The sequence below is a fragment of the Pseudarthrobacter sp. RHLT3-21 genome (genome assembly GCF_059383495.1).
Genome location: NZ_JBWZCI010000005.1, coordinates 265,424 through 279,329, shown reverse-complemented (window position 1 = coordinate 279,329; position 13,906 = coordinate 265,424). Strand labels below are relative to the sequence as shown.

General features: G+C 65.0%; 10 protein-coding genes and 1 tRNA gene. 8 read left to right on the top strand and 3 right to left on the bottom strand.

Annotated features, from left to right (window positions below):
* Window positions 1–113: 113 nt before the first annotated feature.
* Window positions 114–1,652 carry an APC family permease gene (locus AC50YA_RS08425; RefSeq protein WP_494981836.1) on the bottom strand — a complete coding sequence of 513 codons (1,539 nt, stop codon included), beginning with the start codon at window positions 1,650–1,652 and terminating at the stop codon, window positions 114–116.
* A 52-nt stretch (window positions 1,653–1,704) separates the two neighbouring features.
* Window positions 1,705–3,132: a flavin monoamine oxidase family protein gene (locus tag AC50YA_RS08420; RefSeq protein WP_494981835.1), complete on the bottom strand. Its 1,428-nt coding sequence runs from the start codon at window positions 3,130–3,132 to the stop codon at window positions 1,705–1,707.
* A gap of 108 nt (window positions 3,133–3,240) precedes the next feature.
* Between AC50YA_RS08420 and AC50YA_RS08415 the strand changes: the two genes are divergently transcribed.
* Window positions 3,241–3,978, top strand: coding sequence for a TetR/AcrR family transcriptional regulator (locus AC50YA_RS08415; protein ID WP_494981834.1), 738 nt, complete (start codon window positions 3,241–3,243; stop codon window positions 3,976–3,978).
* Window positions 3,979–4,133: 155 nt separating this feature from the next.
* Here the strand turns inward: AC50YA_RS08415 and AC50YA_RS08410 are convergent.
* Window positions 4,134–4,216, bottom strand: a tRNA-Leu gene (locus tag AC50YA_RS08410).
* Between the two features lie 331 nt (window positions 4,217–4,547).
* Between AC50YA_RS08410 and AC50YA_RS08405 the strand changes: the two genes are divergently transcribed.
* The 7 genes from AC50YA_RS08405 to pknB are packed head-to-tail and all read left to right on the top strand — an operon-like array spanning window position 4,548 to window position 13,884.
* Window positions 4,548–5,291: an FHA domain-containing protein gene (locus AC50YA_RS08405; RefSeq protein ID WP_494981833.1), complete on the top strand. Its 744-nt coding sequence runs from the start codon at window positions 4,548–4,550 to the stop codon at window positions 5,289–5,291.
* The gene (locus tag AC50YA_RS08400) at window positions 5,288–5,770 is read left to right on the top strand and encodes an FHA domain-containing protein FhaB/FipA (RefSeq protein ID WP_494981832.1); all 483 of its coding nucleotides are present in this window, start codon (window positions 5,288–5,290) and stop codon (window positions 5,768–5,770) included. The genes AC50YA_RS08405 and AC50YA_RS08400 overlap by 4 nt, the downstream gene beginning before the upstream one ends.
* 2 nt (window positions 5,771–5,772) lie before the next feature.
* Entirely contained in the window at window positions 5,773–7,407 is a 1,635-nt protein-coding gene (locus tag AC50YA_RS08395; protein WP_494981831.1) for a PP2C family protein-serine/threonine phosphatase, read from the top strand.
* Window positions 7,404–8,792 (top strand): FtsW/RodA/SpoVE family cell cycle protein, encoded by a 1,389-nt coding sequence (locus AC50YA_RS08390; RefSeq protein ID WP_494981830.1) that lies wholly within the window; start codon window positions 7,404–7,406, stop codon window positions 8,790–8,792. The genes AC50YA_RS08395 and AC50YA_RS08390 overlap by 4 nt, the downstream gene beginning before the upstream one ends.
* The gene (locus tag AC50YA_RS08385) at window positions 8,789–10,249 is read left to right on the top strand and encodes a peptidoglycan D,D-transpeptidase FtsI family protein (protein ID WP_494981829.1); all 1,461 of its coding nucleotides are present in this window, start codon (window positions 8,789–8,791) and stop codon (window positions 10,247–10,249) included. The genes AC50YA_RS08390 and AC50YA_RS08385 overlap by 4 nt, the downstream gene beginning before the upstream one ends.
* Complete coding sequence (locus tag AC50YA_RS08380) at window positions 10,246–11,928, top strand: protein kinase domain-containing protein (protein WP_494981828.1); 1,683 nt, start codon at window positions 10,246–10,248, stop codon at window positions 11,926–11,928. The genes AC50YA_RS08385 and AC50YA_RS08380 overlap by 4 nt, the downstream gene beginning before the upstream one ends.
* A gap of 15 nt (window positions 11,929–11,943) precedes the next feature.
* A complete protein-coding gene (pknB, locus tag AC50YA_RS08375) occupies window positions 11,944–13,884 on the top strand; it encodes a Stk1 family PASTA domain-containing Ser/Thr kinase (protein ID WP_494981827.1) in 1,941 nt (646 codons plus the stop codon).
* The last annotated feature ends 22 nt before the right edge of the window (window positions 13,885–13,906 follow it).

Genomic DNA, 13,906 nt, shown 5'->3' with positions numbered 1-13,906 from the left:
TGCCACCCAAATATCATCACTCACCCGTCATGATTAACAGGATTCACGACCAATGTCCGATTAAACCGCCGACAACATCGAAAATAAACGCGACTGTAGTACTAGGCGGACGCTCAGTTCCCGCGGGCCAGCACCTGCCCCTTGAAGAACTCGGGCCGCAGCCGGGACATCACCAGCATGAGCACCACGCCCAGCAGGATGACACCCATGCCCAGGATGAACACCATCCCCAGCCCGCCCACCGATGATCCGGAGCCGTACTCGGGGTCCGTGGAATCGGCGGCGGTCTTGAAGAACATCACCAGCAGGATGACTCCGCCCAGCAGCGGCGCCAGGAACTTGAAGAAGAAGGCGCGGCCATTGCTGAACGCCTGTGCCCGGAAGAACCAGACGCATGCCAGGGCTGTGATGCCGTAGTAGAAGCAGATCATCATGCCCAGCGCCGTGATGGTGTCCCAGAGCGCGTTCTCGGACGTGGTCCGGGTGATGACGTAGAAGGCTGCGGCGGCAACGCCCGCGGCGATTGTGGCGTAGTTCGGGGATTTGAAGCGCGGGCTGACCTTGCCGAAACGTGCCGGGAGTGCCTTGTAATGACCCATCGCCAGCATGGTCCGCGCCGGCGACACAAACGTGGACTGCAGCGAGGCGGCCGAACTGCTCAGGATGGCGAGGGACATCAGGATGGCGAACGGTCCCATGACCGGCCCGGAGAGGACAGCAAAGATGCTCGACTGGTTGTCCGGATTCCCGGCGCCCAGGCCGGTTTCGCCCACGCCCGCAAAGGACAGGGTTGCCAGCGCAACGGTCATATAGATCGCCACAATCACCACCACAGTGACGGTTGCCGCCCGCCCCGGAGTCTTCTCCGGGTTCCTGGTTTCCTCGTTCATGGTCAGGGTGACGTCCCAGCCCCAGTAAATGAAGATGGAGAGGGAAACCCCGGCAGCAAAGGCGGAGAAGGATCCAACCGCGAACGGGTTAAACCAGTCCGGCGAAATGGCGGTCGCATCAAAGGCAGTGCCGTTGGCCACGTGGCTGAAGGCAGCAACGGCAAACCAGCCCAGCACCAGCAGCTGGAACGCCACCAAGACGTACTGCACGCCCTTGGTGGCTTCCATGCCCCGATAGGAAATCCAGCAAGCCAGCGCGATGAAAACCAAGGTTGTGGCGATGTTCAGCGGCAGGTTCTTGCTCAGCTCGCCCAGTTCCGGGTTCCCGAGCAGCTGGGCCAGCATGAGGTAGAAGAAGTCGACGGCGACAGCCGCCAGGTTGGACAGCACAATGATGGTGGCCGCAATCAGCCCCCAGCCACCCATCCAGCCGATCCACGGACCAAAGGCGCGCGATGCCCACGTGAACGAAGTTCCGGCGTCGGGCATGGCATTGTTCAGTTCGCGGTAGCCGAACGCCACCAGAATCATGGGGATAAAGCCCACCAGGAAGATCGCCGGCAGCTGAACCCCCACCTCCGATACCGTGGGCCCCAGCGCCGCGGTCAGCGTGTATGCCGGCGCGATGCAGGAAACCCCGATCACGACGGCGCCCACCAGCCCCAACGCTCCGGCCTTCAGGCCCTTCCCGCTCAGGCCCTTTTCAGCCAGGCCATTGTCCACGCCGCTGGCTGTCTGTGCTGCCACTTCTTTGGGACTCATGGCATTGCCTCTCGTAGATCATTCGACGCTGAATGGGCTGGAGCTGGAGCTGTCAGTCGACGGCGGCCGCGGCCATATGCGCCGCGCCGGAAGCGCCCGCGTCAGCTGCAATACCCGCCGCAGCCACGATCCGCGCCGCCGTGCGCTGGCCCATGCGGACAGCTCCGTCAACATGCTGGTAGCCCTCGGCGGCGAGGTCTGAGGAGCACCAGTAGATCGGGCCTACGGGGGCGTGCTGGTCCTTGCCGTAACGGTGCAGGCCGCCCAGATCGTAGCTGGCGGCGTACGCGCCCCGGGTCCATTCCTCGGAGCCCCAGTCCGATTCGTAGTAGACCTCGGGCTCCAGCGCCCTATCCCCCAGGAAGCCGGCAATGGACTCCAGCACCACGCGCTTACGTTCGGCAGCACTCAACTCGAAGACGGCGTCGGCCTTTTCATCCGAGATGAAGCCCACCAGCGTTCCGCGCGAATCGCCGTAGTTGGTGTTGTCGTAGACCTCCTGGACCAGCGAGCCCGCACCGAAGCCGGTTCCGGAGAGTCCGTCTTCACGCCAGAACGGCGTGCTGTAGACGGCATGGACCTTGATCACCAGGCCCAGGGAGTGGTGCTGGTGCATCTGGTGCTGCCGCCGCGGAAGCGGCGGGTTAAAGGAGACCCGCGAGTAGAGGTTCGGGGGCACAGCCATGATCACAAAGCGTGCATTCACGGTGGCACGCTCCGAAACAACACTGACGCGGTGCCCGTCTTCACCGTTATCCTCCCAGTGGACGGTGCGCACCGGACTGTTAAGTACGACGTCGGCACCCAGTTCCGCTGCCTGCAGCAGGGACACCTGCTGCATCCCGCCGATGACCCGCTTGTCCAGGATGAAGTCCTCGTCGGTGAGGTGGCTGAAGGACCCGGCGGAGGCTGCCATCAGGACCGCCTGCAGTGCCGAGAAGGCGTGCGCGGGCTTGGTGAGCATGCCGCCGGCGATGAACAGGCCAATGTTGTTGCAGGCCTCCTCGTCGTCCGAATTGGCGCGCAGCCAGTGGTGGAAGGAAATGGTGTCCAGTTCCCGGGCCTTGGGGTGCGCCCAGGGTTCGGTGGCGCCGATTTCCGCGGCGAGACCGTCCAGAATGCCAATCAGTTTGTCCATTTCCGCCCCGGTGGCTCCACTGACCGGGAAGGAATCACCGGTGTAGCGGGTCTTCCTGCCGTCGGCGCCGACATAGACGGATTCGCCCTCACGGTAGCGGGAGTATGTCTTCAGGCCGAGCTCGTCCAGGAGCTCCAACAGTGCAGTCTGATCCGGAGAGACCCACTGGCCACCAATTTCCAGCATGGCCCCGTCAATGGTGTCGGTCCAGGTCCGGCCGCCCACGCGGTCCCGTGCTTCCAGCACTGCCACGCTGAGGCCGGCCTTTTTCAGCTCGCGGGCAGCGGTGAGCCCGGAGGGTCCGGCGCCAACGATTACAACGTCACGGTCAAGATTCAGCATGATGTCCTCTCTGTGGCCGCTTGAGTGACGCGAACCACTAAATGAATGCCATTCATTTATTAGAACTATAGCTGTTGCGCGGCCCGCGAGGAAGAGGCCGATGGAATAATGCTGGGGATACTGCCCGCAGAAAGGCCAGCAATGCCGGCATCACCAGCCGATTCACGAAACACCAGGGAGCGCGAACCCGCGCCGAAAACCCTTGCGGCACGTCGTCGCGTGGGGCGGCCCGCCGCTGCTGTCCTGGACCAGGCGGGCATCACGGCAGCAGCCCTCCGGCTCATCAGCAGGAACGGCTACGACGGACTCACCATGGCCGCGCTGGCCCGCTCACTGAACGTGGCGCCGTCGGCCCTCTATAACCATGTGGAATCCAAGCGCGACGTGCTCCTCCTGGTGGAAGACCATTTGACTGCCCTGGTGGACGTGACCGCATTCGCGGCGGAACCGTGGGAGTCCGCGGTGCGGAAATGGGCCTGGAGTTACCGGGACGTCTTCGCGGAGCACACGCCTTTGATTCCCGTCATCGCCGTACTTCCCGTGACGGACGCACCGCAGACCCTCGCCATGTACGAGACCGTCAGCGCCGGATTCCGGGCGGCCGGATTCCCCGAGGAGCGGATCGTGTCCGCCATCGTGGCCCTGGAATCATTCATCTTCGGTTCCGCTTACGACGTCACGGCCCCCGCCGACATTTTCGATTCCGGCAGCATGGCCGAATCGACGCCGAGCTTCACGGGTGCCGTCCGGAGCCTCGCTGCGCAGGGGCACCAGAAACCTGCGGACGTGGCGTTCAGCCTGGGGCTTGAGGCCCTTATCGCGGGCTTCGGGGCGTTACGGGAGTAGAGCCGCCCCCACCCGGCGCGGATCCTAAGCCTGTTTGCGAAACCTGACCTTCAAGGCAGGTATCGGCGAACAAGCCTCTGACCGGCGGCGCACTTACCGGAGCCCGGACACAAAAGAGCCCCGGTCCTAAGACCGGGGCTCTTTTCATATTTGCGTGCGCGAGGGGGGATTTGAACCCCCACGCCCTTTCGGACACTGGCACCTGAAGCCAGCGCGTCTGCCGTTCCGCCACTCGCGCGCAACTTCTTTTCCATGAATCACGGCCGGTTTCCCGGATCCGCAACCGTGTAAAAGCAGCGAGATCAAGCATAACGGACATCGGCGGCAAAACACCAATTGAGCCCCGGGAGCGGTCAAATTCCCTGCCGGGAGGGGGCCTTCCGGGATCACGGAACGAACTTTTCCGGGGGCCCGGCCGTTGTGGATTAAGGTCATTCACAGGCCTGCCCAGTAGTATCTGATGTAGTAGTGCCTGCCACTGCCAGGCAGGCCGCTGGGTTCTGAACTGCGTTGTTGGTTGAGTTCCGGAACGAAAACTGCCCCGCAGCCGGGGGGAAAGGAGAAGGACCATGGGATTGCTGGACAAGGTCGAGCGCGGTATCGAAAAAGCCGTCCGCGGTGTCTTCTCCACCGGTTCGCGTGCCCAGGTGGAACCTGTGGAAATCGCCAGCCGGCTCCGCCGCGAGGTGGACAACAAAGCCCTCACCATCGCCGCCGGCCGCACGCTGGCCCCGAACGTTTTCGACGTCCAGCTCAGTGACGGCGACTTCAAAAGGGCACAGGAATGGGGCACGCCGCTGGCCGAAGAACTCTGCGACGTCGTCATCAACCATGTCCGCAGCCAGGGCTACACCCTGCAGGGCTCAGTGCGGATCTCCTTCCGCCGTTCCGAGGAACTGCGCGCCGGCGACTTCGAGATCGTCTCCTCCACTGAAAAGTCCAAAGCCGGCCCCGGAGTCGCGTCGGCCAGGCCCAACCTGCCCGCAGCCCCCAGCCGCCCGCCCGTGCGGCTGCAACCAGTCCTGGACATCGACGGCCAGCGTTACTCCCTCAATGCCCCCTCCGTCGTCCTGGGCCGGTCTTCCGAGGCCGACATCCTGGTTGACGACACCGGCGTATCGCGCCGCCACCTCGAGATCCGCACCGCCAGCGGTGTCACCAGCGCTGTGGACCTTGGCTCCACCAACGGCAGTTACGTCAACGGCCACAAAGTGGCGGGCAGCACCGAACTGACCGACGGCTCCACCATCACGATGGGACGGACAAAGATCATCTTCCGCCTGCTTCCCGCCAACCCTGGGGGCCGCCCATGAGCGACCTGACCATCACTGCGCTGCGGTTTGGCTTCCTGATCCTGCTCTGGGTCCTCATCTTCAGCATCGTGTCGGCCATGCGCCGGGACCTGATGGTGGGCCGCAAAGCCGCCGCCGGCACCCCGACCGCCCGGCAGGTCCGTAAAAATCCGGAACTGGCCGAGGCTCCCCCGCAGCCCCTCAAGCAGCAGGCCCACCAACTGGTGGTCGTCGAAGGCCCGCTCAAGGGAACCACCATCCCCCTGGCCGCCAGTCCCATCCTGTTGGGCCGCGCACAGGAAGCCACGCTGGTACTCGAGGACGACTACGCTTCAGGCCGCCACGCGCGGCTGTTCCCGCAAGGCAGCCGATGGTTCATCGAGGACCTTGGCTCCACCAACGGCACCTACCTGGCCGACCAGCAACTTACCCGGGCCCTGCCCGTTGAGCTTGGCGTACCCGTGAGAATCGGCAAGACGGTCATCGAATTGAGGCCATAGCCATGGCCGCTGACCTTCCCGCCGGCGAGGCCACGCCCGTCCAGCGGCCCCTCATCATGCGCTATGCGGCCCGCTCGGATGTGGGACGCATCCGGGCCAAAAATGACGACTCGGCATACGTCGGCCGCCATTTGGCTGTGGTCGCGGACGGAATGGGCGGTCACGCCGGCGGCGATGTTGCCTCCGCTGCCACCGTGCTGGACATGCTGCACCTGGACCACGACGACTACGACGGCGATGCCGGCACGGTCCTCGCCGACGAAATCCAGACGGCCAACTCCCTGCTCTCCGAGCTGGTGCACATCAACCCCAAGCTGGCCGGCATGGGCACCACCGTCACATCCCTGCTGCTCGCCGAGGGCAAGCTGCACTTCGCGCACATCGGCGACTCCCGGGCCTACCGCCTGCGCGACGGCGAATTTGAACAGATCAGCATCGACCACACCTTCGTCCAGCGGCTGATCGATGAAGGCCGGCTCCGTCCCGAAGAGGCCGAAACCCACCCGCACAAAAACGTCCTGATGCGCGTCCTGGGCGACGTTGACGCCAGCCCCGAACTGGATCTGGACACCCTGGACGTCAAGCCCGGGGAGCGCTGGCTGCTGTGCTCGGACGGGCTCAACTACGTGGCCGGACACGTAGTGGAGCGGACCGTCCGCGAGACCAAGGACCTGCGCGAGTGCGTCGAAACGCTAGTCAACCTGACGCTTGAAGCCGGCTCACCGGATAACGTCACCGTGGTCATGGTGGAGATTATCGAGGAAACGCCCGACGACGTCAGCACCGCCGCCGTCGACATCATCCCTTCCCAGCTGCTCACCGAAACCCCTGCCGCGGACAGCAAAGCGGACAGTGCTTCACCGGACACCGAGGCGGCCGACGAAAAGCCCGTCGCGGAAAAAGCCCCAGAAAAACCGGTTGCCACCGAACCGCCGCCCTCCACCGACCCCCATCTCGGCGAGCACCTTTCGGCCGAAGTCCTGCGGCAGGAACTCGCATCGCGACCGCACGAACTGGTCGGTGCTGCGGCCACCGCGGCCGAGTCCGGCTCCATACCCACCATCGCCGGCCGCACCGTGGCCCGGCGGGCCGCCACCGTCCTGACGCATAAGGCCGACGCCCCCGTTGCGGAGGCGGATGACGTCCTGGGGCGGCCCAAACCCCGCCGCTGGGTCACCATGTCCATCGCCGCGTCCGTGCTGGTGGTGCTGACAGTGGGCCTCTGGCTCGGTTACGCCTGGACTCAGACCCGCTACTACATCGGGGAATACGATTCCCGCGTGGCCATCTACAACGGTGTCTCGCAGCGGCTTGGTCCCCTCCAGCTTTCAACCCTCGAAGCCGTAACAGAGATCCGGATGGATTCCTTGCCCCAGTTCTCCCAGCAGCGCGTCCGGCAGACAGTTCCCGCGCGTGACCTCTACGACGCCCAGCGGATCGTGAAGAACCTCGAAGGCACCGGCACCATTGCTCCGCCGGATGAGTGCTTGACCCCGTCGCCCACTCCCGCCCCAGCAACTGCACCGGCTGCAACACCCACTACGCCTGCCACACCACCAGACCCGTCCGCTCCTGCGGCAGCGCCGGCCCCGTCCGCCTCACCCAGCCCCACTGTCGTCTGTGAGGGAGGCCAGTGAGCCAGCTCAGCACTATTCCCAAACCCCGGCGCAACGTCGAACTGTTGCTGCTGGTCGTCGCCCTTACTGTGGGCATCGGCGCCAGCATGCTGGTGGGCGTCGACCAGGAGAAGGCGTTCGATTCAGACTTCTGGTTCCAGTCCAGCCTCCTGGCGGTGGCAGCGATTGTCTTCCATGTGGTCCTGAGGATCAGGGCTAAATATGCAGACCCGGTAATACTTCCGTTGGTGGTTGCACTCAACGGCTTGGGCCTTGCCATGATCCACCGCCTCGACGCACCCGGGGAGGACACCGGCAACAATCAGCTGCGCTGGACCCTGGTCGCCATGGCTGTGGCTATCGGCGTGATCTGGTTCCTCAAGGACCACCGGGTGCTCCGCCGCTTCACCTACATCTCGCTGGCTGTGAGCGCACTCCTGCTGATTCTTCCGCTGGTGCCCGGCATCTCGGCCGGCGAAATCCTGGGCGCCCGCGTCTGGGTCCGGGTGGGTCCTATGACCTTCCAGCCGGGTGAGATCGCCAAGATCACCCTGGCTATATTCTTCGCCGGTTATCTTTCATCGAACCGCGACCTTATTCTGCTGGCCGGCCGCAAGATCGGCCCGCTGCAGTTCCCCCGGTTCAAGGACATGGGGCCCATGATCACCGCCTGGCTTGTGAGCATCGGCGTGTTGATCTTCCAGCGCGACCTCGGATCGTCCGTGCTGTTCTTTGGCCTGTTCATCGTGATGATCTACGTGGCCACCAGCCGCATCAGCTGGGTGGTGATCGGTGTGGCCCTACTCCTGGGTGGCGGCTTCGTGGCAGCTCAGGTGTTTTCCCATGTCGAAGTCCGCATCTACGGCTGGCTGAACGCCTTCAGCCCAGACGTGTACGAGACCGGCAGCCGGCAAGTCATCGAGGGACTCTTCGGCATGGCTAACGGCGGCCTGGTGGGTACCGGCCTGGGCCAGGGCCGGCCGGACCTGGTCCCCTTCGCCAACAGCGATATGATCATCGCCTCCATCGGCGAGGAGCTGGGCCTGATCGGGCTGTTCGCCGTGGTGCTGATGTACGTGCTGCTGTTCACACGAGGGTTCCGGGCGGCGCTCGGCACCCGGGATGCCTTTGGGAAACTGCTGGCCTGCGGACTTTCCTTCGCCATCGCCCTTCAGTGCTTCGTGGTGATCGGCGGAGTCACACGGCTGATCCCCCTGACCGGTTTGACCACGCCGTTCCTCGCCGCCGGCGGTTCGTCGCTGCTGGCCAACTGGATCATCGTGGGCCTGCTCCTGCTGATCTCCCATACGGCGCGGGGACCGGTGGACACCACCCCACTTCCACCCGGTGGCGCTGCGGAACCTGCAGGAATTGACACTCCCACCGAGGCGGTGAAACAAGCGTGAACCAAGCAATCCGTAATTCCTGGGTGGCAGCGATCGCCATGTTCGCCTTAATCTTCGGCGCCATCAGCTTCGTCCAGGTGGTGGGTGCCGATGACCTCAAAGCCAACCCCCTGAACCAGCGCGCTATTCTGCAGAATTACTGCAACGACCGCGGTGCCATCATCGTGGGCGGGAACCCCGTGGCCGAATCGGTGGAAGGCACCTCCGAGGTCTGCCAGTTCCAGCGGACGTACGCACAGCCAGCACTCTATGCAGGCATCACGGGCTACTTCTCGAAGAACTACGGTGCCACCGGCCTGGAAGTTGCGATGAACGATCAGCTGGCCGGCAGCTCAGACCAGCAGTTCTTCGACCGGATCGGCCAGCTCTTCCTGGGCAACCAGCCGAAGGGCGCCTCGGTGGAACTCACCATCGATCCCGCCATCCAGAAGCTCGCCTACGACCTCATCCCGGACGGCCAGCGGGGATCCATTGTGGTCACCAACCCCAAATCCGGCGCCATCCTGGCCATGGCGTCCAAGCCGTCCTATGACCCCAACCTGGTCGCCACCCAGGACCCCGCGGCAGAAACCACCAACATCAATGAGCTGGTCAAGGTCCCCGGCATCAACCTGAACCAGAATGTCAGCGGCCCCACAGGAGAGCTACTCGCTCCGGGATCGGTGTTCAAGCTGGTGGATACCGCTGCCGCCCTCAGCTCCGGGAAGTACAACAAGGACAGTGTGCTCCCCAATCCGGCCCAGATGCCCTTCCCGGGGATCCAGTACACGCTGCCGAACTATGCCGGGGGCAACTGCTATACCCAGGACACGGCCAGCTTTGCCTTCGCCCTGCAGCAATCCTGCAACACGCCGTTCGCCAGCATTGCCCTCGACCTGGGACGCGATGCGATCGCCGAGCAGGCGGCAAAGTTCGGCTTCGGGGAGGAGCTGGGCGATCGGCTGAAGCTCGCCTACGCCAGAGGCAGCGGCTTCCCCGATGACCTGGACGGGCCGGGCCTGGCCCAGTCTGCGATCGGCCAGAAGGACGTGCGCGCCACTCCGCTGCAAATCGCCCTGATGACCTCGGCCATCGCCAACAACGGCGTCCAGATGAGCCCCAGCCTCGTCAAGACCGTGCGGTCCCCGGACCTTCGGGTCATTGACGAGCCCCAGCCTAAAGCGCTCCGGACGTCCACCACCCCGGAAATTGCCCGGCAGATCACCGAATGGATGACCAGTGCGGTGAGCCAGGGCATCGCCCGCGGCGCGGCGGTCCCCGGTGTGCAGGTGGCCGGTAAGACCGGAACCGCTGAACTGGGCAACGGCCTGAACAACTCCTGGTTCACCGGGTTTGCCCCGGCGAACAACCCGGAGGTGAGTGTCACCATCGTCATGGAGGGCGTAGACATCACCACCGGCGCAAAGCTAACCAGTCCGAACGCGAAGAAGATTTTTGAGGCGGTGTTGAATAAGTGAGGCCTACAACGGGAATCACCCTCGGCGGCAGATTCCAGCTGACCACGCGGATTGCGATCGGCGGGATGGGAGAGGTCTGGAAGGCAAAGGACCAGGTCCTGGGCCGTATTGTCGCCATCAAGGTACTCAAGGAGGAATACACCGGCGACCCCGGTTTCCTCCAGAGGTTCCGTGCAGAGGCACGCCACACCGCTCTCCTGAACCACGTGGGCATCGCCAATGTCTTTGACTACGGCGAGGAGGATGGCTCCGCGTACCTGGTCATGGAGCTCGTCCCAGGCCAGCCGCTGAGCAGCATCATCGAGCACGAGCAGGTATTGTCCCCGGACCGGACGCTGTCCATGATGGCGCAGACCGCCCGCGCGCTTTCCGTCGCCCATGCCCAGGGGCTGGTCCACCGCGACATCAAGCCGGGCAACCTGCTGATCACCCCCGACGGCCGGGTCAAGGTCACCGACTTTGGCATCGCCCGCCTGGCCGACCAGGTCCCGTTGACGCAGACAGGCCAGGTCATGGGGACCGCCCAGTACCTGGCCCCCGAGCAGGCCACCGGCCAGACCGCTACCGGCGCCTCGGACATTTACTCACTCGGCGTGATCGGCTACGAGTGCCTCACCGGGCACCGGCCGTTCTCCGGCGAATCCCAGATCGCCATTGCCCTGGCCCAGGTCAACGACGCCCCGCCGCCGCTTCCGGAGACTCTGCCCAAACCGGTCCGCGCGCTCCTGATGTCCATGCTGGCCAAGGACCCCAAGAACCGCCCGGCCAACGCCATCAAGCTGTCCGAAGCTGCCGAGGCCATCCGCAACGGCGATATTGACGCCGCGCACGCAGCGGTTCCCGGCATGTTGCTCTTCGAGGCGACTACCGGCCCCATTACCGCACCGGTGGACATTGCCACGGCACCCACCGGCGTCATCGCCCAGAAGGACAGCAACACGACGTCGACGTCTGCTCTGCCCGTGCTTGGTGCCGCTGCCGGCGGCGCTGCAGTCGGCGCCGCGGCCGCGGGCGCAGCCACAGGAGCCGGGAGCACGCTGTCGCGTGCGGACGCCCTTGCTGCGGAGCGCAGCTGGGTGCAGGAGGAAGAGAAATACGACGACGACGAGCCGGCCGACGAGCCCGACCGTCGCGGCCGCAGCCCCTGGACGTGGCCGCTGGTCGCCTTGATCGTGCTGGTCCTGTTCGCGCTGGTGGGGTTCTTCCTGACGCAGCAGGGGATTTTTAACCCGGCCAACACCGTCACCAACTCGGCGTCCAGCAATCCGCCGTCCACCAGCGCCAGCCCGTCAAAAACGTCTGCATCCGCTACGCCTACCCCCACCCGGACCACCGACGCGCCCACTCCAACGCCCACCCCCACCACGGTGGACATCATTTCGGCGGCCTACCTCGGAAAGGACTACCGTCAGGTCCAGGGGACGCTGGAAACCATGGGCCTGTCCGTGCGGGTCATCCCGCAGCAGAGTACTTCCGCTGCCGGAACGGTGTTGCAGATCAATCCCACGGGCACCGTGCCCAAGGGGGCTGAAGTGACCGTGACCTACGCGGTGCCGGCGCCCACCAGCAGCCCGACCACTCCGCCGTCCTCGCCGGCCGCGTCTGCTGACCCGTCCGCCGCCCTGCCCAAATGCAACCCCGGCCAGCTGCCGGGATTGCCTCCTACCTGCGCGCCGTAGCCGTCAGGATTGACTGTGAATGACTCGCCCCGCACTCCGTTGCACCGGGAGGACAGCCTCCCGGTGGATAACCAGCGTGTCCTGAGCGACCGCTACGAACTCGGCGGAATCATCGGCCGAGGCGGGATGGCGGATGTCCACCGCGGAGTCGATACCCGGCTTGGCCGGACAGTTGCCGTCAAGCTTCTCCGCCCGGACATGGCCCGGGACCCGCAGTTCCAGGCGCGCTTCAAACGGGAAGCACAGTCCGTGGCGGCGCTGAACCACCCCTCGATCGTCGCCATATACGACACCGGCGAACATACGGTTCCGGATGGCTCGGAGGACAGTGTCCGGGTGCCCTACATTGTGATGGAGTTTGTCGAGGGCAGGACCATCCGCGACCTGATCCGGGCCAAGGAAGTCAGCATTGACCAGGCCATCGACTTCTGCCTGGGCGTACTCTCGGCCCTTGAATACAGCCACAAGGCGGGCATCGTCCACCGGGACATCAAACCCGCCAACGTGATGTACTGCGACGGCTCCAATTCGGTGAAGGTCATGGACTTCGGGATTGCCCGGGCCATCGCCGATTCATCCGCCACCATGACGCAGACCCAGGCCGTGGTGGGCACGGCCCAGTACCTCTCGCCCGAGCAAGCCCGGGGCGAAACGGTGGATGCGCGCAGCGACCTCTACTCCGCAGCGTGCCTGCTGTACGAAATGCTCACCGCCCGCCCGCCCTTCATTGGTGACAGCCCGGTTTCCGTGGCGTACCAGCACGTCCGGGAAATCCCGGAGCCCGCGAGCAGCGTGAACCCGGAGGTTTCGGCCGCACTGGACAGTGTCCTGGCCAAGGCTTTGCAGAAGAACCGGACGGACCGTTTCCAGGACGCGGCCGCCTTCCGGCGTGCTCTGCGCGCCGCCCGGGCGGGTGTGTCCGTGCCCGCGATGGCTGCAACTGAAGCCCCCACCGATCCCAACGACCACGTCCCGACGCCGGAACGCCCGCCCGCAACAGAAGCGTTCGGGCTCACCGGTGCCGGCTTCCTGGACGATGCCCCCACGGGGCGTTACGGCCTCACTGACACGCACGACGACGGGGCAACACTTCCGGTGCGCGCGGCCACATCCAGCGGGCTCCGGGAAGCGGACGAACTGCCCCTGGGCTTCGCGCCGGAACGTGAGCGGACCGCGCGGCAGAAGTCCCGTCGTCGTACGTGGATGGCTACCCTGGTGATCTTCACCCTGCTGATCCTTGGCGGCGGCGGTCTCTGGCTGTACAACACCGTGAACCGCCCCGCGCCCCCGCCACCCAAGGTGGAGGTCCCCGCGGTGGCGACCCTGACGGAGTCGGCGGCCCTGCAGGAACTTTATGGTGCCAACCTGCGTCCGCAGATCAAACGGAACAAGCACGAAACCATTCCCAGCGGTACGGCCATCGGCACGGACCCGGTGGCTGGAACCTCGGTTGATCCCAACGCGGAGGTGATCCTGAACATCTCTGAGGGCCCAAGCGCGGTCAAGATTCCGGAGACCTTACCGGGCCAAACGGAGGCAGCGGCCCGGGACATCCTGCGCCAAAGCGGCCTGAAGGGCGCCGCGTCCACCACCACCGCCAACAGCGCCACCGTTCCTGCCGGCAGGGTGATTACCACCAGCCCGGCGCCGGGCCAGATGGTGGGCGTGGGCACCACGGTGGAGATCGTGATCTCCACCGGCAAGGTGTCCATGCCTGAACTGCGCGGCCGCATGCGTGTCGAGGCCGAAACGGCGCTGAAGGAACTTGGCCTGGTCCCCAACGTCCAGGAAGTGGAGAACTCCCAAGTGGAGGCAGGCCGGGTGACAGATCAAAGCGACCCCGTGAACGCCGCCGTCGATCAGGGCAAGACCATCAATATTGTGGTGGCCAAGGAACCGGCCCCACCGCCCACACCAACGCCAACCGCCACGCCCACAGCCACCAAAAAGGGCTGACCCTCCACCCGCTCCTAAAAGC

What these genes read in the sequence shown, in the direction of transcription:
- AC50YA_RS08405 (WP_494981833.1), top strand. Translation starts at nt 4,548, where the DNA reads ATGGGATTGCTGGACAAGGTCGAGCGCGGTATCGAAAAAGCCGTCCGC.
- AC50YA_RS08400 (WP_494981832.1), top strand. Translation starts at nt 5,288, where the DNA reads ATGAGCGACCTGACCATCACTGCGCTGCGGTTTGGCTTCCTGATCCTG.
- AC50YA_RS08395 (WP_494981831.1), top strand. Translation starts at nt 5,773, where the DNA reads ATGGCCGCTGACCTTCCCGCCGGCGAGGCCACGCCCGTCCAGCGGCCC.
- AC50YA_RS08425 (WP_494981836.1), bottom strand. Translation starts at nt 1,652, where the DNA reads ATGAGTCCCAAAGAAGTGGCAGCACAGACAGCCAGCGGCGTGGACAAT.
- AC50YA_RS08420 (WP_494981835.1), bottom strand. Translation starts at nt 3,132, where the DNA reads ATGCTGAATCTTGACCGTGACGTTGTAATCGTTGGCGCCGGACCCTCC.
- AC50YA_RS08415 (WP_494981834.1), top strand. Translation starts at nt 3,241, where the DNA reads ATGCTGGGGATACTGCCCGCAGAAAGGCCAGCAATGCCGGCATCACCA.